Source organism: Streptomyces luteoverticillatus, from assembly GCF_003970715.1.
Lineage (GTDB): Bacteria > Actinomycetota > Actinomycetes > Streptomycetales > Streptomycetaceae > Streptomyces > Streptomyces abikoensis.
On sequence record NZ_CP034587.1, the window covers coordinates 1,512,503 to 1,533,801 of the forward strand.

The 21,299-nt window shown below is 71.1% G+C and carries 15 protein-coding genes; 4 read left to right on the forward strand and 11 right to left on the reverse strand.

Features of this window, described 5'->3' with window-relative positions:
- Positions 1-109: 109 nt before the first annotated feature.
- Complete coding sequence (locus EKH77_RS06275; protein ID WP_126913436.1) at positions 110-997, reverse strand: tRNA (adenine-N1)-methyltransferase; 888 nt, start codon at positions 995-997, stop codon at positions 110-112.
- A gap of 129 nt (positions 998-1,126) precedes the next feature.
- Positions 1,127-2,416: a site-2 protease family protein gene (locus EKH77_RS06280; protein WP_397613716.1), complete on the reverse strand. Its 1,290-nt coding sequence runs from the start codon at positions 2,414-2,416 to the stop codon at positions 1,127-1,129.
- Positions 2,417-2,481: 65 nt separating this feature from the next.
- Here EKH77_RS06280 and EKH77_RS06285 point away from each other — a divergent pair, with 65 nt between their 5' ends.
- Positions 2,482-3,420: a RecB family exonuclease gene (locus EKH77_RS06285; RefSeq protein ID WP_240667239.1), complete on the forward strand. Its 939-nt coding sequence runs from the start codon at positions 2,482-2,484 to the stop codon at positions 3,418-3,420.
- A gap of 15 nt (positions 3,421-3,435) precedes the next feature.
- Positions 3,436-4,107 (forward strand): response regulator, encoded by a 672-nt coding sequence (locus EKH77_RS06290; protein ID WP_126913439.1) that lies wholly within the window; start codon positions 3,436-3,438, stop codon positions 4,105-4,107.
- A gap of 81 nt (positions 4,108-4,188) precedes the next feature.
- Here the strand turns inward: EKH77_RS06290 and EKH77_RS06295 are convergent, their stop codons facing one another.
- The 9 genes from EKH77_RS06295 to EKH77_RS06335 all read right to left on the reverse strand — a co-directional run bounded on the left by EKH77_RS06295 (position 4,189) and on the right by EKH77_RS06335 (position 16,275).
- Positions 4,189-5,781, reverse strand: coding sequence for an ABC transporter substrate-binding protein (locus EKH77_RS06295; RefSeq protein ID WP_126913440.1), 1,593 nt, complete (start codon positions 5,779-5,781; stop codon positions 4,189-4,191).
- 147 nt (positions 5,782-5,928) lie between these two features.
- The gene (locus tag EKH77_RS06300; RefSeq protein ID WP_126913441.1) at positions 5,929-7,524 is read right to left on the reverse strand and encodes an ABC transporter substrate-binding protein; all 1,596 of its coding nucleotides are present in this window, start codon (positions 7,522-7,524) and stop codon (positions 5,929-5,931) included.
- A 388-nt stretch (positions 7,525-7,912) separates the two neighbouring features.
- On the reverse strand, positions 7,913-8,602 hold the full coding sequence (locus EKH77_RS06305; protein ID WP_126913442.1) for an HAD family hydrolase: 690 nt from the start codon (positions 8,600-8,602) through the stop codon (positions 7,913-7,915).
- Between the two features lie 190 nt (positions 8,603-8,792).
- Positions 8,793-9,824 (reverse strand): PAC2 family protein, encoded by a 1,032-nt coding sequence (locus EKH77_RS06310; RefSeq protein WP_126913443.1) that lies wholly within the window; start codon positions 9,822-9,824, stop codon positions 8,793-8,795.
- Between the two features lie 144 nt (positions 9,825-9,968).
- On the reverse strand, positions 9,969-11,045 hold the full coding sequence (locus EKH77_RS06315) for a glycosyl hydrolase family 18 protein (RefSeq protein ID WP_126913444.1): 1,077 nt from the start codon (positions 11,043-11,045) through the stop codon (positions 9,969-9,971).
- Between the two features lie 134 nt (positions 11,046-11,179).
- On the reverse strand, positions 11,180-12,787 hold the full coding sequence (locus tag EKH77_RS06320) for a glycerol-3-phosphate dehydrogenase/oxidase (RefSeq protein ID WP_126913445.1): 1,608 nt from the start codon (positions 12,785-12,787) through the stop codon (positions 11,180-11,182).
- A gap of 2 nt (positions 12,788-12,789) precedes the next feature.
- Entirely contained in the window at positions 12,790-14,325 is a 1,536-nt protein-coding gene (gene glpK / locus EKH77_RS06325) for a glycerol kinase GlpK (RefSeq protein WP_126913446.1), read from the reverse strand.
- Between the two features lie 44 nt (positions 14,326-14,369).
- On the reverse strand, positions 14,370-15,152 hold the full coding sequence (locus tag EKH77_RS06330; protein WP_126913447.1) for an MIP/aquaporin family protein: 783 nt from the start codon (positions 15,150-15,152) through the stop codon (positions 14,370-14,372).
- Positions 15,153-15,510: 358 nt separating this feature from the next.
- Positions 15,511-16,275 (reverse strand): IclR family transcriptional regulator, encoded by a 765-nt coding sequence (locus tag EKH77_RS06335; RefSeq protein WP_126913448.1) that lies wholly within the window; start codon positions 16,273-16,275, stop codon positions 15,511-15,513.
- 302 nt (positions 16,276-16,577) lie between these two features.
- Between EKH77_RS06335 and metH the strand changes: the two genes are divergently transcribed.
- On the forward strand, positions 16,578-20,084 hold the full coding sequence (metH, locus tag EKH77_RS06340) for a methionine synthase (protein WP_126913449.1): 3,507 nt from the start codon (positions 16,578-16,580) through the stop codon (positions 20,082-20,084).
- Between the two features lie 90 nt (positions 20,085-20,174).
- Positions 20,175-21,293: an alpha/beta hydrolase family protein gene (locus EKH77_RS06345; RefSeq protein WP_206279817.1), complete on the forward strand. Its 1,119-nt coding sequence runs from the start codon at positions 20,175-20,177 to the stop codon at positions 21,291-21,293.
- Positions 21,294-21,299: the final 6 nt, after the last annotated feature.

Genomic DNA, 21,299 nt, shown 5'->3' on the forward strand with positions numbered 1-21,299 from the left:
GGTGAACGGCGGGCGGGGCCCTGAGCGTCACCCAACGCACGTGCGCCGCCGCCGAGTTCCGCGGGGAGCGGAGCACGGCGGCGGCGCACTGGTGGTTCGTACGGGCGGGTCAGCCCTTGTTGGGGCCCTCGTAGTCCTCGCCGTAGGCGCCCTTGGCGGGGCGGCGGCGGCGCATCGGGGGCTCCACGCCGTCGGCGAGGCGGCGGGCGGTGACGAGGAAGCCGGTGTGGCCGATCATCCGGTGGTCGGGGCGGACCGCGAGGCCCTCCACGTGCCAGTTGCGGATCATCGACTCCCAGGGCTGGGGCTCGGCGAAGCAGCCGATCTCGCGGATGGACTCCACGGTCCGCGCCAGCTGGGTGGTGGTCGCCACGTAGCAGCAGAGGATGCCGCCGGGGACGAGCGCCTTGGAGACGGCCTCCAGGCACTCCCAGGGTGCGAGCATGTCGAGGATCACGCGGTCGACGTCCGTGTCGGACAGGTTGTCCTGGAGGTCGCCGACGGTCAGCTGCCACGCGGGGTGCGGGCCGCCGAAGTAGCGCTCGACGTTCGCCTTCGCGATGTCGGCGAAGTCCTCACGGCGCTCGTAGGAGTGCAGCATGCCCTGGTCGCCGATGGCGCGCAGCAGGAAGGCGCTGAGCGAGCCGGAGCCCACTCCCGCCTCGACGACGCGCGCGCCGGCGAAGATGTCGGCGAAGGCCAGGATCTGCCCCGCGTCCTTGGGGTAGACCACGGCGGCGCCGCGGGGCATGGACAGGACGTAGTCGGGGAGCAGGGGACGCAGCGCGAGGTACGCGACGTTCCCCGTGGTGCGGACAACACTGCCCTCGGGAGCGCCGATCAGCTCGTCGTGGGGGAAGGAACCCTTGTGGGTGTGGAAATTCTTCCCGGCTTCGAGCGTGAACGTGTAGTGGCGACCCTTGGGGTCGGTGAGCTGGACCTGGTCCCCGACCTGGAAGGGCCCGCGACGGCGGGCGGCACCGGTCGGTTCGGACATGTGACCAGCGTACCGGGCCCGGAAGGGGCCCGGCACCACGGGCTGTTTCCGGGAGCTCGCCCCCCGGGGCCCGCGCTGACGCGCGTCGTCCTCAAGCGCCGGACGGGCTCATAGTCCGTCCGGCAACGGTCAGGTCGACGGCCGGGCCATCGCCGCCACGAACGCCCGCTCCACGTCCGCGGCCGAGAGCACGCCGTAGACCTCGCCGGTCTCCTCGGTCACCAGGTACTCGGACGCCGGTGTGGCGCGCAGCACTTCCAGGAGCTCCTCGCCGGAGAGGTCGGCGGAGACCCGCATGCCGTCGGTGAGGTCCTGGGCGAGCGAGCCGGTGGCGACCCAGGGGCGGCGGTGTTCGGGGACGCCGCCGATGGCGGCCTCGCGGACGAGCGCCCTGGGGGTGCCCTGCCCGTCGACGACGACGAGGGCGCGGGCCCCCGCCTCGTTGGCGCGGCGCAGGGCCTCGGAGAGCGGGGTGGCGGCCTCGACGGGCACGGCGCGCCGGGTGAGGGTGCGGGCGCGCAGCTCGGGGAGGTGTTCGCGCAGGCGGGCCATGCGCAGGCTGTTGCCGGCGCCGGTCCAGATGATCGCGGCGAGGATGGCGGCGAGCAGGGCGTCGGTGAGGGTGTCGACGCCGCCGAGGTCCTCGGTGTCGCCGCCGTGGGTGAGCAGGGGCAGGCCGACGAGGACGGCGACGGCGAGGGCGCGGCCGACCCAGGCGGCGGCGACGGTGCCGGTCATGGGTTTGCCGCTGATCTTCCAGACGACGGCGCGGAGCATCCGGCCGCCGTCGAGGGGCAGGCCGGGCAGGAGGTTGAAGGCCGCGACCAGGAGGTTGGAGATCATCAGCCCGGCGAGCAGGACGCCGGGGACGGTGCCGGGTTCGACGGCGAGCATGGCGAGGTAGAAGACGCCGGCGAGGATCAGGGAGAGCAGGGGGCCGACGAAGGCGAGGACGAATTCCCGGCCGGGGGTCTCGCTCTCCTTCTCGATCTCGGAGACGCCGCCGAAGAACTGGAGCTGGATGCGGCGCACGGGGAGCTTGAAGCGCAGGGCGGCGACCGTGTGGGCCAGCTCGTGGACGAGCACGGAGGCGTAGAAGGCGACGGCGAAGAACAGGGCGACGAGGTAGCGGACGCCGCCGAGCTCGGGGAGGACCCGGTCGAGCTGGCCGCCGAAGACCCAGGTGATCAGGCCGGCGACGAGGAACCAGCTGGGGGCGACGTAGACGGGCACGCCGAAGGGCCGGCCCATGAGGATCCCGCCGCCCGTCTCCGGTGGGCGGCGCGGCCCGCGGTCACCGGGCCCGGCCTGGTGGTCGGCGCCCCCCGCGCCGGATCGGCCCTGCCCGCTGTCGTCCACGGTGTCCCCTCGTCCTGTCCGGCCCTGGTCCGGGGCCGGTGTGTTCTCCCGATCATGCAGTGTGACGGGCCCTACCGTCGATGGTATGCGGCCGACTGTCGGTTACGGGCCGTAGGGTCTGTGTCATGGATACCGCCTCCGAGAACTCCGCCGGGCGGGCCGGCGCCGCCCGGCCGGCCTCGCTGTCGCCGTCCCGTGCGGCCGATTTCATGCAGTGCCCGCTGCTCTACCGCTTCCGGGTGATCGACCGGCTGCCGGAGAAGCCCAGCGCCGCGGCCACCCGGGGCACGGTGGTGCACGCGGTGCTGGAGCGGCTCTTCGACGCCCCGGCGGCCGAGCGCACGGTTCCCCGGGCCCGGGGGCTGGTGCCGGGCGAGTGGGAGCGGCTGCTGGCGGCGAAGCCGGAGCTGGCGGAGCTGTTCACCCGGGAGGACGGCTCGCACGACGAGGACCGGCTGGGCACGTGGCTGGCGGACGCGGAGCGGCTGGTCGAGCGCTGGTTCACGCTGGAGGACCCGACGCGGCTGGAGCCGGCCGAGCGCGAGCTGTTCGTGGAGACTGTGCTGGCGGACGCGGGCCCGTCGGGCCTGACGCTGCGCGGCATCGTCGACCGGGTGGATGTGACGCCGTCCGGTGACGTGCGGATCGTGGACTACAAGACGGGCAAGGCCCCGGCGCCGCGGTTCCGGGAGACGCCGCTGTTCCAGATGATGTTCTACGCGCTGGTGATCTGGCGGCTGCGCGGGCGGATCCCGCGCCGGCTCCAGCTGGTCTACCTGGGCAGCGGGGACGTGCTGACGTACGACCCGGTCGAGGCGGAGCTGCTGGCGGTGGAGCGCAAGCTGCGCGCCCTGTGGGAGGCGATCTCGCTGGCCACGGAGACGGGCGACTGGCGGCCCCGGCCCACCAAGCTGTGCGGCTGGTGCGACCACCAGGCGGTGTGCCCGGAGTTCGGCGGCACTCCCCCGCCGTACCCGCTGCCGGTCGTCCCCGCCCCGCGCGCGGCGGGCGACGGTCCGGCTGCCTCCGGGGAGGGCTCGCAGGGCAGAATGGACGAGGTCTAACGAAGGAGAGTTCCTGTGGCGATCCGCGTCCTATTGGTCGACGACCAGCCGCTGCTGCGCACCGGCTTCCGCATGATCCTGGAGGCCGAGCAGGACCTGGCGGTCGTCGGGGAGGCCGGGGACGGTCTGCAGGCGCTCGAACAGGTGCGGGCGCTCCAGCCCGATGTGGTGCTGATGGACATCCGGATGCCCCGCATGGACGGTGTGGAGGCCACCCGGCAGATCACCGGCCCGGAGCGGAACGGCCCGGCGAAGGTGCTGGTGCTGACCACGTTCGATCTGGACGAGTACGTGGTGGAGGCGCTGCGCGCGGGGGCGAGCGGCTTCCTGCTGAAGGACGCGCCGGCCCATGAGCTGGTCCAGGCGATCCGGGTGGTGGCGGGCGGTGAGGCCATGCTGGCCCCGAGCATCACGCGCCGGCTGCTGGACAAGTACGCCGGGCATCTGCCGTCGGGCGAGGAGCCGCTGCCGGACACCCTCCACACGCTGACGGACCGTGAGGTCGAGGTGCTGAAACTGGTGGCCCGTGGGCTGTCCAACGCGGAGATCGCCGCGGATCTGTTCGTCAGCGAGACGACGGTCAAGACGCATGTGGGTCATGTGCTGACGAAGCTGGGCCTGCGTGACCGGGTGCAGGCCGCGGTCTACGCGTACGAGAGCGGTCTGGTGCGCCCCGGCGCCCAGTAAGCCTCGCGCCGGAACGAGGAGCGCCCCGGCGCACGATCGGATCGTGCGCCGGGGCGCTCCTCGTTCCGGCGCGAGGACGGGTCAGCCCTTGCCGCCCTTGCTGATCTCCCAGAACCGGAACACGGTCGAGGCGTCCAGGGTCCACTGGAGGCCCGAGATCCGCTCGTTGGCGACGGCGTACTGCTTGCCCTGCCACAGCGGGAGGACGGGCACGTCCTGGGCCACGGCGTTCTGGAGCTTGGCGAAGTCGCTGACGGTCGCCGCGCGGCTGCCCTGGGCGGCGGTGGCCGGGAGGATGCCGGAGATGTCCTTCGACTGGTAGTTGTTGGCGAGGACGTTCTGCTCGCCGAAGAACGGCGCGGTGAAGTTGTCGGGGTCCGGGTAGTCGGGGACCCAGCCCTTGACGTAGACGGCGTACTTGCCGGCCGCGATGTCCTTCTCGTACTGCTCGATCGGCACGCTCTGGACGTCGGCCTCGAACAGGCCGCTGGCGTTCAGCTGGTCGGCGATCGCCTTGAACTCGGCGACGGTGCCCGGGCCGTAACGGACGGGGGTGGCCCACAGGGTGAGCTTGACCTTGCCACTGACACCCGCGGAGCTGAGGGCCGCCTTGGCCTTGTCGGGCTGCGGGCGGTCGCCGTAGACGTCGAAGAACGGCGTCTTGTGGGCGGTGATGCCGCTGGGCACGACCGAGTACAGCGGTTCGGCGGTGCGCTTGTAGACGTCGCGGACGAGGGTGCTGCGGTCGATGAGGTAGGCGATGGCCTTGCGCACGCCGACCTTGCCGACCACCGGGTCCTTGGTGTTGAAGACCAGGTGCTGGACCTCGGCGCTGTTGCCCTCGACGACCTTGACCGCGCCCTTCTCGTTGGACGTGGCCTCGAGGTCGGCGATGTCCTTGATGGCGAGGCCTCGGTAGGCGAGGTCGACGTCGCCCTTCTGGACGGCGGCCTTCAGCGCTTCCTGGTCGCCGTGGAAGAGCTTGAGGGTCATGCCGCTGTTCTGCACGACGGCGGGGCCCTTGTAGGAGCCGTTGACCTTGAAGACGGCCTTGGACTTGTCGTAGGAGTCCAGCTTGTAGACGCCGGAGCCCATGGCCTTGCCGTCGGTGCGGAGCTTGTCCGCCGGGTACTCCTTGTGGTCGACGATCGACCCGGCGCCGGAGGCTATCTTCAGCGGGAAGGTGGCGTCCGGGCGCTTGAGCTGGAAGACGACGGTGGACTTGTCCGGCGTCTTGATGCCCCCGATGGTGGAGAGCATCGTGGACGCCGGACCGTCCTTGTCGTTGATCTTCAGGGTGCGGCGGAAGGAGAAGGCGACGTCCTCGGAGGTGAGTTCGTCACCGTTGCTGAACTTCAGGCCGTCCTGGAGCTCGCACTGGTAGACGGTGCTGTTCTCGTCCTTGAACTTGCAGCTCTTGGCGGCGTCCGGCACGGGCGTGGTGCCGCCCTTGGGGAAGCTCATCAGCGACTGGAAGACGTTGTTGAAGAGCAGCCAGGAACCGGGGTCGTAACCGGAGGCCGGGTCGGTGGCTTGCACCTCGTCCGACATCCCCATGACCACCGACTCACCGGTGCCGGCCGCCGTGCCGTCGTCCGAACCGCACCCGCTCAGCAGGGCGGCGGCAAGCCCCGCGCCAAGCGGGGCGGCGAGCCACTGGTCACGTTTCCTCACGTGCGCATTCCTCACAGTTCTTGGTTCGCTGACGGGATGTCTTGAGCTGTAACGCGTTCTGTGGAGCAGATGGAGCAGGTGGAACTGGTGATGCAGGTGGTGCGATGGAGCCGTCGGTGATCCGGGGTGGCCGGCCGGTGCGGGGCGTTACACGCCGCGCCCGAGCTCCCACGGCTGGAGTTCGGCGGCCGCGTTGAGGGCCCACTCCGCGCCGGTGATCTTGTTCCGGGCCGCGACGTACTGCTTGCCCTGCCACAGCGGGAGCACCGGGACGTCGTCGGCGACGATGTCCTGGGCCTGCTGGAAGAACCGGGCCGCGGCGTCGCGCTGCGAGGACAGCCGGGACTGCGGGATGAGCTCGTTGATGATCTTCGAGTTCTTGTAGGGCGACCCGAGGAAGTTGTCCTTGCCGACGAACGGGTCGACGAAGTTGTCCGGGTCCGGGAAGTCGGGGAACCAGCCGATGCCGTAGACGGCGTACTTGCCCTTGGCGGCCTCGGGGCGGAAGTCCGCCCACTTCACGCCCTGGAGCTTGACGTCGAACAGACCGCTGTCGTTGAGCTGCTTCTGGAGCGACTTGAAGGACTTCTCGGTGGCCTCGCCGTAGTGGTCCGTGGCGTAGGTGAGGACGAGCGGCACCGACGAGGTGACGTTGGCGGCGCGCAGGATGGCCTTGGCCTTCTCCACGCTGGGCTCGCCGTACTTGTTGGAGAAGGAGTTCTGGTGGCCGGCGACGCCGGTGGGCACGATGGAGTACAGCGGCTCGTTCGTGCGGTGGTAGTCGTCGCGGGTCAGCGCCTGGCGGTCGACGAGCTGGGCCATGGCCTGGCGGACGGCCTTGTTCTTGACCGTGGAGTCCTCGGTGTTGAAGGCCAGGAAGCTGGTCTCGGCGCCGGGCGACTCGTGCAGCTGGACGCCCTGGTCGGCGGCGGTGCGCAGGCGGTCGATCTGCTCGGGCAGCAGGGCGCGGTTCATCACGTCGATGTCGCCGGCCTTGAGGGCCTTCTCCATCGACGCGGAGTCGTCGAAGAAGCGCATCTCGACCTTGTCGTTCTGCAGCTTCAGCGGGCCCTGGTAGTCGTCGTTCCGGGTGAAGGTGATCTTGGTGACGCGATCGTCCTTGACCTCGGCGTCGATGGCGTACGGGCCGGAGCCGACCACCTTGAAGCCGTCGTCCAGCTTGTCCTTGGCGTAGGACTCGCTGTCGACGATGGCGGCGGCCGGGGTGGCTATCTTCTGCGGGAAGGTGGCGTCCGGCGTCTTGAGGTGGAAGACGACCTCGAGCTCGCTGGGGGTCTCGACCTTGTCGATGTTGCTCAGCAGGGAGACCGGGCCGTTCTCGAAGTTGATCCGCCGCGCGCGGTCGATGGAGAACTTGACGTCCTCGGCGGTGAGCGCGTGCCCGTTGGTGAACTTCAGGCCCTTGCGCAGCGTGCAGCGGAACTGCTCGCTGTTGCGGTCGCCGAAGGAGCACTTCTCGGCCGCGTCGGCGACCGGCCCGGTGCCCGAGCGCGGCAGGCGCAGCAGCGTCTGGAAACCGCTGTGGAGGACGTTCCACACGCCGACGTCGTACGCGGCGGCCGGGTCGAAGGGCGCGGGCGCGTCGGTGGTCTGCTCGAACCGGTCGGTGGTGCCGACGACGATGGCCTTGCCGCCGCCGGATCCCGCGCTTCCGCCACAGGCGACGAGCACGGGCGCCAGCAGGCCTGCCACGGTCGGCAGGACCAACGTCTTGCGGTTCATTGTCTGGGGTTCTCCCTGTGGTGCGTTCGGTTGCCCGGACCCTACCGATACCGGATGGGCGGTCATACGGGCAGCCGTGAAGTTCTCGCGAAGAGATTAGTGCGCATGGCCGGTGCCGCCGGAACAGGGTGAACTCGAGGCGATATCACACCGCGATAACGAAAGACGGATGTCCGATATCCGGACGCCGGAACGATTCCGGCACGGGATGATCTATCCGGACACAAGGGTGCGCTTCAGCCCGCCCGAAAGCGCTTCCGGGGGCGTGGGGAAGCCCCCGGAGGCTCTCGATCCGGTGACCAACGTCACTTCCGTGACGACTTCGGCGGCCGGGGGAATTCGGCCAGCGCATTCGTCACGGAAAACAATCGTTCAAGCGCCCAGAGTTTCAGAGCTTGATCAATCCGCGCAGAAAAGAGAGATCGACTTCTTCCAGGGAGCCCACGACCGTACGGCCCGCGGCGGCCGGGATCGGCGCCACCGAGGGCACCGCCACCACCCGGCAGCCCGCCGCCTCGGCGGCGGTCACGCCCGTCATGGTGTCCTCGACGACCGCGCAGCGCGCCGGGTCCGCGCCCAGCCGCGCGGCGGCCAGCAGATACGGGTCCGGGTGGGGCTTGGTGCGCGCCAGCTCGTCGCCGGCCACGGTCAGGGTGAAGTGCTGCGGGCCCAGGCTGTGGAGCACCCGGTCGATGATCTCCCGGTGGGAGGCCGAGACCAGGGCCGTCGGCACCCCGTGGGCGGCCAGCTCGGCGAGCAGCCGCCGGGCGCCCGGCATCAGCGGCACGCCCTGGCCGATCATCTGGGCGAAGCGCGTGTTCAGCAGCGCGCTGAGCTCGGCGACGGCGATTCTCGCGCCCGTCGCCTTGATCAGGAAGGCGGCGCTGCGCGCCATCGGGCCGCCGACGACCACCTCGCGCCACTCCTCGAGCAGCTGGTGGCCGAGCTCGGCGAAGACCGCCGTCTCCACCTCCCACCAGAAGCCCTCGGTGTCGACCAGCGTGCCGTCCATGTCGAGCAGGACCGCCTGCAGGGCCGATGCCGAGCGCGTGTCGACCGCGGGAAGACTGCTGGTCATCCGCACACCTCCTGGGGGGACGAGAAGGCCGGCCCCCCACCCTTCCTCGGGTGGCGAACCGGCCTTCACCGGGCAGACAAGTGTACGGCGGATCATTGCGGCGCGTCGCGTCGATAACCCGCGAATTCCTCCGTCGACCCGGCCCCACGGGCCCGGCGGCGGACGGCGCGCCCCGCCGGGGACGGGCGCCTCAGCCGTCGCCCTCCGTACCGTCGGCGCCCTCCTCGGGGGCCCCGGCGGTATCGCCCTCCTCGTCCTTGGCGGGCGGGCGCGGCGGCCGGGTCCGCCCGCTGGCCGTGTCCCGGAGGTAGGAGGCGTCCCGGCCGCCCTCGGTGAGGCCCGGCTCGGCCGCGACCCCGCCCGGCTGGCCGGGCCCCGGCTGGCCGTCGCGGCGGCGCAGATAGCGCTCGAACTCCCGGGCGATGGCCTCTCCGGAGGCCTCCGGCAGATCGGCGGTGTCCCGCGCCTCCTCCAGGGACTGGACGTACTCGGCGACCTCGCTGTCCTCGGCCGCCAGCTGGTCGACGCCCAGCTGCCAGGCACGGGCGTCCTCCGGCAGCTCGCCCTGCGGGACGCGCAGGTCGATCAGGTCCTCCAGGCGGTTGAGGAGCGCCAGGGTCGCCTTGGGGTTGGGCGGCTGGGAGACGTAGTGCGGCACGGCCGCCCAGAGGCTGACCGCCGGGACGCCCGCGTGGGTGCACGCCTCCTGGAGAACGCCGACGATCCCGGTCGGGCCCTCGTAGCGGGACTCCTCCAGATCCAGGGTGCGGGCCAGGTCCGGGTCGGAGGTGACCCCGCTGACCGGCACCGGCCGGGTGTGGGGGGTGTCGCCGAGCAGCGAGCCCAGGATCACCACCATCTCCACGCCCAGCTCGTGGGCGAAGCCCAGGATCTCGTTGCAGAAGGACCGCCAGCGCATGCTGGGTTCGATGCCGCGCACCAGCACGAGGTCGCGCGGGGCGCCACCGGAGGCGCGCACCACGGACAGCCGCGTGGTCGGCCAGGTGATCTTACGGATGCCCCCGTCCAGCCAGATCGTGGGCCGGTTGACCTGGAAGTCGTAGTAGTCCTCGGCGTCGAGCGCGGCGAAGACCTCGCCCTTCCACTCCCGGTCGAGGTGCGCCACGGCGCTGGAGGCGGCGTCCCCGGCGTCGTTCCAGCCCTCGAAGGCACAGATCATGACCGGGTCGATCAGCTCGGGAACCCCCTCAAGCTCGATCACCCAGCGCCTCCTTCCGACCGGGGTCCACGGGCACCGCCCGTGCCACCGCCGGTTGCCGTTCCGTGCAGTTGCGTTCGTCTTGCGTGTGCCCCAAGCCTACGACTTCGGCGGCCCCCCTTCGCAGCCCCCGAGGGGGAGGGACTTTCAGCCACGTGCTCCCCATCCGGCCCGGTAGGCGTGCCAGTCGGCGTCGGTCGCCGCGAAGTCCACGTACAGCGCCAGCCCGAAGTTCCGCCGGTGGCGGTCCTCGCGGCCGAGCCCCAGCCGGGCGCCGCGCACGGCGGCCGCGGCGGTCTCCGCCCGGCTCTGATGGCCCAGGTTGTCCGTGTGGTAGAAGGGCACGCCCATCAGCAGGTCCGTGCCGGCCGGGGTGGCCTGGAGGGCGAGCCTGGTCTGCTGGGCGACGTAGCCGCCGTAGAGGTTCTCCCAGGGCAGCGCGGTGTCGTAGGACATGACGGCGATCTGGTCGACGCGGCGGGCGACGTCGCCGAAATAGCTCTGGGTCCACCACTTGGGGCTGCCCAGCGCGCCCGACGCGGAGTGCATGGAGGGCAGCGGGTCGATCTGCTGGGCGGCGACGGACAGCGGTCCGCCTTCCGAACGCACCGCCGGGCGCAGGGAGTCCAGCAGGGTGAGGAAGTCGTGGTCGCCGGTGCGCACGGGTTCGACGTCCAGGTGGACGCCCTGGAATCCGGCCCGCATCACCTGCCGGGCGCTGGCGACGACGGCGTCGCGGGCGGCCGGCGAGCCCAGCCACAGGCCACCGCCCTCGCCCTGGCGGACGAGCTTGTCGCCCAGCCACGCCTGGACCCGGACGCCGGGCAGTTCCCGGTGGACGGCGGCGAGGAGCCAGCCGGCGTTGCGGTACGCCGGGGCGGGCAGGGTGCCGTCGTGCTCCAGCGGTCCGGCGTGGACGTAGAGGTCGTGGATGCCGGTGCCGGCGACCTTGCGGCGGAGCCGGGCGAGGTCGGCGTCGTTCTTGCGGCCGTCGAGCCAGGCGTGGCCGAGCCAGAGGGCGTCCTTGCCCCGGGTGACGGCGTCGTCGGCGGGCGCCCCGGCGTAGGAGGCGCGCAGCGCGCTGCCGGCCGCGACGACCGGTACGAGGACGAGCAGGACCAGCCCCAGCGCCACCCGCAGGGTGACGCGGCGCCAGCGTGGGCCGCGGCGCGCGGTGGTCTTCCTGGTGGCCGGCGCGGCCTGTTCCGGTGCTGTGGCGTTCATGGTGTTCGTCCCCCTCTTCCCTTCAGGGGACGTGCCGGAGCGGGCGGTGGTTGCCCGTTTCCGCGCATATGTGCGGACACACGGGAACGGGGAGCGGTGCCGGGCACCGCTCCCCGTTCCGGGGCGTTCGCGCGTCAGCGCTTGTCGCCCAGTATGTCCTTGACCTTGGCGCGGACGTCCTCGTTGTCGAGGCCGCGGATGGTCAGGGTGGTGCGGCGGCGCAGCACGTCGTCGACCGTCTCGGCCCACTCGTGGTCGCGGGCGTAGACGACCTGGGCCCAGATCTCCGGGCCGTCCTCGTGGATCCGCTCGCCGAGCTCGGGGTTCTCGTTGACCAGGCGGGCGATGTCGAAGGACAGCGAGCCGTAGTGGGTGGCGAGGTGACGGGCGGTCAGCGGGTCCATGCGGCTGCCGGGCTCGCGGTCCACGAGCAGGCGGTGGGCGACCGCGTTGGGGTTGGCGACACCGGGCAGCGGGGTGCGGCGGACCAGGCTGGAGATGGGCTCCATGTCCTCGGTCAGCGGGCTGCCGGGCACCTGGGCGAGCTTCTTCATGACCGTACGGCCGATGTGGCGGTAGGTCGTCCACTTGCCGCCGGCGACGGAGAGCATGCCGCCCTTGCCCTCGGAGACGACCGTCTCGCGCTTGGCCTGGGCGACGTCGCCCGGGCCGCCGGGCAGCACGCGCAGGCCGGCGAAGGCGTACGTCATCAGGTCGCGGTCGAGGTCGGCGTCCTGGATGGAGAACGCGGCCTCGTCGAGGATCTGCTGGATGTCCTCCTCGGTGGCGCGGACGTCCGCCGGGTCGCCCTCGTACTGGGTGTCGGTGGTGCCCAGGAGGAGCTGGTCCTCCCACGGGAGGGCGAAGGTGATGCGGTACTTGTCGATCGGGGTGGCCATGGCGGCCTTCCACGGCGACTTGCGCTTCATCACGATGTGCGCGCCCTTGGAGAGGCGGATCGACGGCGCGGCGCCCTTGTCTTCCAGCTTGCGCAGGTGGTCCACCCACGGGCCGGTGGCGTTGAGGACGACGCGCGCGTCGATGCCGAACTCCGTGCCGTCGACACGGTCCTTGAGCTCCGCGCCGGTCACCTTGCCGTGGGTGAAGCGCAGGCCGGTGACCTCGGCGTGGTTGAGGACGACCGCGCCGGACTCGACGGCCGCGCGGACCGTCATGACGGCGACGCGGGAGTCGTTCATCTGGTGGTCGTAGTAGACCGCCACGGCCTTGAGGTTGTCCGTGCGCAGGCCGGGGTTGTCGGCCTTGGCCTTGGCCGGGGTGATGACCTTGCCGACGCCGTCGCCGAAGGCGGACAGCGCCGAGTAGGCGAACACACCGGCGCCGAGCTTGGCCGCGCCCACCGGGCCGCCCTTGTAGACGGGCAGGTAGAAGGTGAGCGGGTTGACCAGGTGCGGGGCCACGTCCTTGGCCAGCACCCGGCGCTCGTGGTGGTTCTCCGCGACCAGCTTGACCGCGCCGGTCTGCAGGTAGCGCAGACCGCCGTGGACGAGCTTGGAGGACGCGGAGGAGGTGGCGCCGGCGAAGTCACCGGCGTCCACCATCGCGACCCGCAGTCCGGACTGCGCGGCGTGCCAGGCCACCGAGGTGCCCAGGATGCCGCCACCGATCACCAGGAGGTCGTACGTCGCCTTGGACAGTCTCTCCCGGGTCTCGGCTCGGCCCGGGTTGGCACCGGCAGCCGGGTGCGTTCCCAGGGTCGGAACGCTCTGCGGGGTTGTCATGATTACTCCTCGTCCTCGATCCAGCCCATGGTCCGCTCGACGGCCTTGAGCCAGCTCTTGTACTCGCGGTCACGCGTGTCCGCGTCCATGCGGGGGGTCCACTCGGCGGCCCGGCGCCAGTTGGCGCGCAGTGCGTCGGTGTCCGGCCAGAAGCCGACGGCCAGGCCGGCGGCGTAGGCCGCGCCGAGGCAGGTCGTCTCGGCGACCATCGGGCGCACCACGGGGGCGTCCAGGAAGTCCGAGAGGGTCTGCATCAGCAAGTTGTTGGAGGTCATGCCGCCGTCGACCTTGAGCGCGGTGAGCTCGACGCCGGAGTCCTTGGTCATGGCGTCGGTGATCTCGCGGGTCTGCCAGGCGGTGGCCTCGAGCACGGCGCGGGCGATGTGCGCCTTGGTGACGTAGCGGGTCAGGCCCGCGATCACACCGCGCGCGTCGGAGCGCCAGTAGGGGGCGAACAGGCCGGAGAAGGCCGGCACGAAGTAGGCGCCGCCGTTGTCCTCGACGGAGCTGGCGAGCGTCTCGATCTCGGCCGCGCTCTTGATGAGGCCCATCTGGTCGCGCATCCACTGCACGAGGGAGCCGGTGACGGCGATGGAGCCCTCGAGGGCGTAGACGGGCTTCTCGTTCCCGATGCGGTAGCCGACGGTGGTCAGCAGGCCGTTGTAGGACTGGACGGGCTCGTCACCGGTGTTCATCAGCATGAAGGTGCCGGTGCCGTAGGTGGACTTGGCCTCGCCCTGCTCGAAGCAGGTCTGGCCGAAGAGGGCCGCCTGCTGGTCGCCGAGCGCGGAGGCGACGGGGACGCCGGCGAGGGCGCCGCCCTTGGCGGTGCCGTAGACCTCGGCGGAGGAGCGGATCTCCGGCAGCACGGCGGCCGGGATCTCCATGGAGGAGAGGATGCGCTCGTCCCACTCCAGGGAGCGGAGGTTCATCAGCATGGTGCGGGAGGCGTTGGTGACGTCCGTGACGTGGGCGCCGCCCTCCGCACCGCCGGTGAGGTTCCAGATGACCCAGGAGTCCATGGTGCCGAAGAGGATGTCGCCGGCCTCGGCGCGCTCGCGCAGGCCCTCGACGTTGTCCAGCAGCCAGCGGACCTTGGGGCCGGAGAAGTAGGAGGCCAGCGGGAGGCCCGTCTCGCGGCGGAAGCGGTCCTGGCCGACGTTGCGGCCGAGCTCCTTGCAGAGGGCGTCGGTGCGGGTGTCCTGCCAGACGATGGCGTTGTAGACCGGCTCGCCGGTGTTCTTGTCCCACATCAGCGTGGTCTCACGCTGGTTGGTGATGCCGATGGCCTTGACGTCGGCGGCGGTGATGCCCGCCTTCTCGACGGCGCCGGCGACGACCTCCTGGACGTTGGTCCAGATCTCCTTGGCGTCGTGCTCGACCCAGCCCGGCTTGGGGAAGATCTGCTCGTGCTCCTTCTGGTCGACGGAGACGATGCGTCCGTCGCGGTCGAAGACGATGCAGCGGGACGAGGTGGTGCCCTGGTCGATCGCGGCGATGAACGGGCCCTGGGCGTGGGTGCCGGTGGTCTCGGTCATTGGGGGTGTGCTCCTGAAGTCGGAAGGGTCTCGGCGGGTGCTGCTCAGAACGCGATCTTGTGGATGCCTGCGGCGAGGGCGGCGCCGATGATCGGGCCGACCACCGGGACCCACGCGTAGCCCCAGTCTGAACCGCCCTTGTTGGGCAGCGGGAGCAGCGCGTGCACGATGCGCGGGCCGAGGTCGCGGGCGGGGTTGATGGCGTAGCCCGTCGGGCCGCCGAGCGAGAGACCGATGCCGACGACGAGCAGGGCGACCATCAGGGTGCCCGTGCCGCTGACGGCCAGGCCCTTGGTCAGGCCCATGGTGAGGATGAAGAGCACCAGCACCGTCGTGGCGATGATCTCGGTGACCAGGTTCTGCACCGCGTTGCGGACCTCGGGACCGGTGGAGAAGATGCCCAGGACCGGGCCGGCCTCCGGCTCGGCGGTCTGGTCGACCATGCCCTCACGGGGGTTGAGGGAGGTGACGATCTCCGGGTCGGTGAGGTGGGCCTGGAACTGACCGTAGTAGGCCAGCCACACCAGCGTCGCGCCCGTCATCGCGCCCAGCAGCTGGGAGCCGATGTAGAGCGGGACGTCACTCCACGAGACCGCGCCGTCGAAGGCGAGGCCGAGGGTGACGGCCGGGTTGAGGTGCGCGCCGGACTTCGAGCCGATGTACGCGCCGGCCAGGACGGCGAAGCCCCAGCCGAACGTGATGGCCAGCCAGCCGGCGTTCCGGGCCTTGGAACGCTTCAGGGTGACGGCGGCGCACACGCCACCGCCGAGCAGAATCAGAACTGCGGTACCGATGAACTCACCGGTGAAGATGTCGGAGCTGGACACCCGCGACTCCTTTGTCCTTCGTCCAGGGGAAGACGAACCGCGGGTTTCCGGCGGTCCGAGCCCTCCGTGAGGGCGGCGATCGGTCCCGTGGCACTGCACACCATAGCGAATATTGTCGGTAGGTGTTCGACAATGCCGACCGATGCACGGCAGTTTTCTGCACGGTTAAGGGCACGTCAAGGCCTCTGTGACCGGAAACTCTCGGCCAACTGGCCGTAAATTTACGTTCGGATACCGACCGGTAACGACCCGGTCTCGGTGGCCTCGAAGAAGCCCTTCCGAAACGTTTCAGCGAACCGGACGGACCGTTTTCCCGGGGCCGCGAACACGAGTGCGACCCCTTTTGGGAAAGCGATCTTCAGAAGCGGCCGGCGCCCAGATCGCGCGAGACGGCGCGGGCGCAGTCGCGCACCGCCGCGACCAGCCGGGCCTGGAGCTCGCCCGCCTCGCAGACGCGCTCGACGGCTCCCGTGATGCCCACCGCGCCGACCGGCATCCGGCGCCGGTCGTGGATGGGGGCGGCGAGCGAGGCCACGCCCGCCCAGGTCTCCTCGACGTCCGACGCCCAGCCGCGGGCCCGGGTCAGGTCCAGCACGCCCTCCAGGTCGGGCATGGCCGTCACCGTGCTCGGCGTGAACGCCTCGCGCTCGGCGTCGGCGACCTCGGCGTGCGCCACCGGGTCGTAGGCGCACAGCACCTTGCCCAGCGCCGTGCTGTGCAGCGGCTGCATCGCGCCGACCTCGAGCACCTGGCGGCTGTCGTCGGGCCGGAAGACGTGGTGGATGATCAGGACGCCCTGCTGGTGGAGGACGCCGAGATAGACGCTCTCGCCGCTGGAGCGGGCCAGGTCGTCCGCCCAGACCAGGGCGCGTGCCCGCAGTTCGTGGACGTCCAGGTAGCTGTTGCCCAGCCGCAGCAGCTCGGCGCCGAGCTGGTAGCGCCCCGAGGCGGGGTCCTGCTCGACGAAGCCCTCCTGCTGGAGCGTGCGCAGGATGCCGTGGGCGGTGCCCTTCGCCAGCCCCAGCGCGGAGGCGACGTCGGACAGGCCGAGCCGTCGCTCACCACCCGCGAGCAGCCGCAGCATCGCCGCCGCCCGTTCCAGTGACTGGATGGTCCGTGCCATCGAGCACCCTCCTCACACACCCGCGCCGCCCGGCTGTATCCGTTTGTATCCGTTCGGCAATGCTGAACACTATCGGCCGATGCCGACCAGGGGATACCCGACAGCAGGCCAGACCATGATCGCCGAGAGCGTACGTACGACCGAATCCGGCCGCGGGCCCGGATCGGGCCGACCAGCCGGCGAATGGTCCAGACCGTGGACGCCCCTCGGCCTACAGGCGTCCCGACGGCTACGCTTGCGGCGTGCGCCCCCTTCAGCGGGGGCGCAAAGCCGACAGCCGTCGCACACCCGGGAGCACATCCATGGCCTCGCTTACGCCATCGACCGTCCGTTCCGCCCGAATCGCGCAACTGCGCGAGGCCCTCGCCACCCGAGTGGTGGTGGCCGACGGGGCGATGGGCACGATGCTCCAGGCGCAGGACCCCACCCTCGAGGACTTCCAGCAGCTCGAAGGCTGCAACGAGATCCTGAACATCACCCGTCCGGACATCGTCCGCTCCGTCCACGAGGCGTATTTCTCCGTGGGCGTCGACTGCGTCGAGACGAACACGTTCGGCGCCAACCACACGGCCATGGCCGAGTACGACGTCGCGGACCGCGTGTACGAGCTGTCCGAGGCGGGCGCCCGCATCGCCCGCGAGGTGGCGGACGGGTTCGCGGCCGACGACGGCCGCCAGCGCTGGGTCCTCGGCTCCATCGGCCCCGGCACCAAGCTGCCCACCCTCGGCCACATCGGCTACACCACGCTCCGCGACGGCTTCCAGGCCAACGCGGAGGGCCTGCTCGCCGGGGGCGCCGACGCCCTGATCGTCGAGACCACCCAGGACCTCCTGCAGACCAAGTCGTCCATCCTGGGCGCCCGCCGGGCCATGGAGGCCACCGGCGTCGAGGTGCCGCTGCTGGTCTCGATGGCCTTCGAGACGACCGGCACCATGCTGCTCGGCTCCGAGATCGGCGCCGCGCTGACCGCCCTGGAGCCGCTCGGCATCGACATGATCGGCCTGAACTGCTCGACCGGGCCCGCCGAGATGAGCGAGCACCTCCGCTATCTCACCCGCCACTCCCGCATCCCGCTGCTGTGCATGCCGAACGCGGGCCTGCCGGTCCTCACCAAGGACGGCGCCCACTTCCCGCTCGGCCCCGAGGGCCTGGCGGACGCCCAGGAGAACTTCGTCCGCGACTACGGCCTGTCCCTGGTCGGCGGCTGCTGCGGGACGACCCCCGAGCACCTGCGGCAGGTCGTCGACCGGGTCCGCGGCATCGCCCCGCCCGAGCGGGCCCCGCGCCCCGAGCCCGGCGCCGCGTCCCTCTACCAGACGGTCCCGTTCCGCCAGGACACCTCGTACCTGGCCATCGGCGAGCGCACCAACGCCAACGGCTCGAAGAAGTTCCGCGAGGCCATGCTGGACGGCCGCTGGGACGACTGCGTGGAGATGGCCCGCGAGCAGATCCGCGAGGGCGCGCACATGCTCGACCTGTGCGTGGACTACGTCGGCCGCGACGGCGTCGCCGACATGGAGGAGCTGGCCGGCCGCTTCGCCACCGCCTCCACCCTGCCGGTCGTGCTGGACTCCACCGAGGTCGGCGTCATCCGGGCGGGCCTGGAGAAGCTCGGCGGCCGCGCGGTGATCAACTCCGTCAACTACGAGGACGGCGACGGCCCCGGGTCCCGCTTCGCCCAGGTCACCCGGCTCGCGCGGGAGCACGGAGCCGCGCTCATCGCGCTCACCATCGACGAGGAGGGCCAGGCCCGCACCCCGGAGAAGAAGGTGGAGATCGCCGAGCGGCTCATCGCCGACCTGACCGGCACCTGGGGCATCCTCGAGGACGACATCCTCATCGACTGCCTGACCTTCACCATCTGCACCGGCCAGGAGGAGTCCCGCAAGGACGGCATCGCCACCATCGAGGCGATCCGCGAGCTCAAGCGCCGCCACCCGGCCGTACAGACGACCCTGGGCCTGTCGAACATCTCCTTCGGCCTCAACCCGGCCGCCCGCATCCTGCTCAACTCCGTCTTCCTGGACGAGTGCGTGAAGGCGGGCCTGGACTCGGCGATCGTCCACGCGAGCAAGATCCTGCCGATCGCCCGCTTCGACGAGGAGCAGGTCACCACCGCCCTCGACCTGATCTACGACCGCCGCGCCGAGGGCTACGACCCGCTGCAGAAGCTGATGGCGCTGTTCGAGGGCGCCACCGCCAAGTCCCTCAAGGCCGGCAAGGCCGAGGAGCTGGCGGCCCTGCCGCTGGAGGAGCGGCTCCAGCGCCGCATCATCGACGGCGAGAAGAACGGCCTGGAGGCCGACCTCGACGAGGCCCTGGAGACCCGCCCCGCCCTCGACATCGTCAACGAGACGCTGCTGGCCGGCATGAAGGTCGTCGGCGAGCTCTTCGGCTCCGGCCAGATGCAGCTGCCGTTCGTGCTCCAGTCGGCCGAGGTGATGAAGAACGCCGTCGCCTTCCTCGAACCGCACATGGAGAAGTCCGACGCCGAGGGCAAGGGCACGATCGTCCTGGCCACGGTGCGCGGCGACGTCCACGACATCGGCAAGAACCTCGTCGACATCATCCTGTCCAACAACGGCTACAACGTCGTCAACCTCGGCATCAAGCAGCCGGTCTCCGCCATCGTCGAGGCCGCCGAGGAGCACCGCGCCGACGTCATCGGCATGTCCGGCCTGCTGGTGAAGTCCACCGTGATCATGAAGGAGAACCTGGAGGAGCTGAACCAGCGCAAGCTGGCGGCCACCTACCCGGTGATCCTCGGCGGGGCGGCCCTGACCCGCGCCTACGTCGAACAGGACCTCCACGAGATCTACGAGGGCGAGGTCCGCTACGCCCGGGACGCCTTCGAGGGCCTGCGCCTGATGGACGCGCTCATCGCCGTCAAGCGCGGAGTGCCGGGCGCGACGCTGCCGGAGCTCAAGCAGCGGCGCGTGGCGAGGAGGGACACCGCGGTACTGGAGGTGGACGAGCCCGAGGGCGCCGTCCGCTCGGACGTGGCGGTGGACAACCGCGTCCCCGAGCCGCCGTTCTGGGGCACGCGCGTCGTCAAGGGCATCCCGCTGAAGGACTACGCGTCCTGGCTGGACGAGGGCGCGCTCTTCAAGGGCCAGTGGGGCCTGAAGCAGTCCCGCACGGGCGGCCCGACGTACGAGGAGCTCGTCGAGACGGAGGGCCGCCCCCGGCTGCGCGGCTGGCTGGACAAGCTCCACACGGAGAACCTGCTGGAGGCGGCCGTCGTCCACGGCTACTTCCCGTGCGTGAGCAAGGGCGACGACCTCATCCTCCTCCACGACGACGGCACCGAGCGCACCCGCTTCACCTTCCCGCGCCAGCGGCGCGGCCGGCGGCTGTGCCTGGCGGACTTCTTCCGCCCGGAGGAGAGCGGCGAGCGGGACGTGGTCGGCCTCCAGGTCGTCACGGTCGGCTCGCGGATCGGCGAGGCGACGGCGAAGCTCTTCGCCTCGGACTCCTACCGCGACTACCTGGAGCTCCACGGCCTGTCGGTGCAACTGGCGGAGGCCCTGGCCGAGTACTGGCACGCGCGCGTCCGGGCGGAGCTGGGCTTCGGGGGCGAGGACCCGGACGACGTCGAGGACATGTTCGCCCTGAAGTACCGGGGCGCCCGCTTCTCCCTGGGCTACGGCGCCTGCCCCGACCTGGAGGACCGCGCGAAGATCGCGGCCCTGCTGGAGCCGGAGCGGATCGGGGTGCACCTGTCGGAGGAGTTCCAGCTGCACCCGGAGCAGTCGACGGACGCGATCGTGATCCACCACCCGGAGGCGAAGTACTTCAACGCGCGGTAGGGGTAGGGGCGGCCCCCTGAATGGGGGGCCGTCTCGCCCCTGAGGAGGACGCCGGGAGCGACCGCGCGGCCTAGCGTGACAATCATGTCGATGATCACTACACGCAGGTCGCTCCTGGCGGCCGCGCTGCTGACCGCCTTCGCCGCCCCGCAGATACCGTCCGCCGCCGTCGCGGCGCCCCGCCCCGCCACCGCCTCCCCCGCTGAGGTGCCCGCGCCGGCAACGCGGGCGCCGATCGGCACGAAGTCGCTGCACCTGGTCGACACCTCGCGCCCCGACCCGTGGAAGCCGAGCGCGGGCCACCGCGAGCTCATGGTGACGCTGTGGTACCCGGCGCTCCCCTCCGCCGGCCCCAAGGCGCCGTACGTGTCGAAGGAGTTGGCGAAGAAGTTCCTCGGGAGCGAGGACGCCGCCGGCGTGCGGACCCACGCGACCCTCAACGCGCCGGTCGCCCCGAAGGCGCGACCGCTCGTCGTCCTCTCCCCCGGCTTCGGGATGAGCCGCCTCACGCTCACCGCGCTGGGCGAGGACCTGGCCTCGCGCGGGTACGCCGTGGCCGCGGTCGACCACACCTATGAGGCCCCGGTGGAGTTCCCCGGCGGCCGCATGGAGGACTGCCTGCTGTGCGCGAAGCCCGACGCGGGCTCCATCGTCCCCAACCGCGCCAAGGACATCTCCTTCGTCCTCGACCGGCTGACGGCCCCCGGCAGCGGTCTGCGCGTCGACCGCGACCGCATCGGCGTGGCCGGGCACTCGATCGGCGGGGCGAGCGCCGTGGAGGCCGCGCGCACCGACCGGCGGGTGAAGGCGGCCGTGAACATGGACGGCAACTTCTTCGCCGAGCCGTCCAAGGACCTGAACCGCCCGGTCCTGCTCCTGGGCGCCCAGCGGGCCGGCGACAAGGAGAACCGGAAGGACTGGGAGCAGACCTGGCGCCACCTGACGGGCTGGAAGCGCTGGCTCGACGTGGGCCAGGGCGGCCATCTGACCTTCACCGACGGGCCGTGGCTGGTGGAGCGCTTCGGCCTGCCGTCGACCGTCGACCCGAAGGACGCGCCCGTGGCCTTCGGCACCCTGAAGGCCGACCGGGCGACGGCGCTCACGCGGGCGTACGTGAGCGCGTTCTTCGACCGGCACCTGCGCGGCGTGCCGAGGCCGCTGCTGGAGCGGCCGTCGGCGGCGTACCCGGAGGTGGCATTCCTGAAGTAGGGCTCG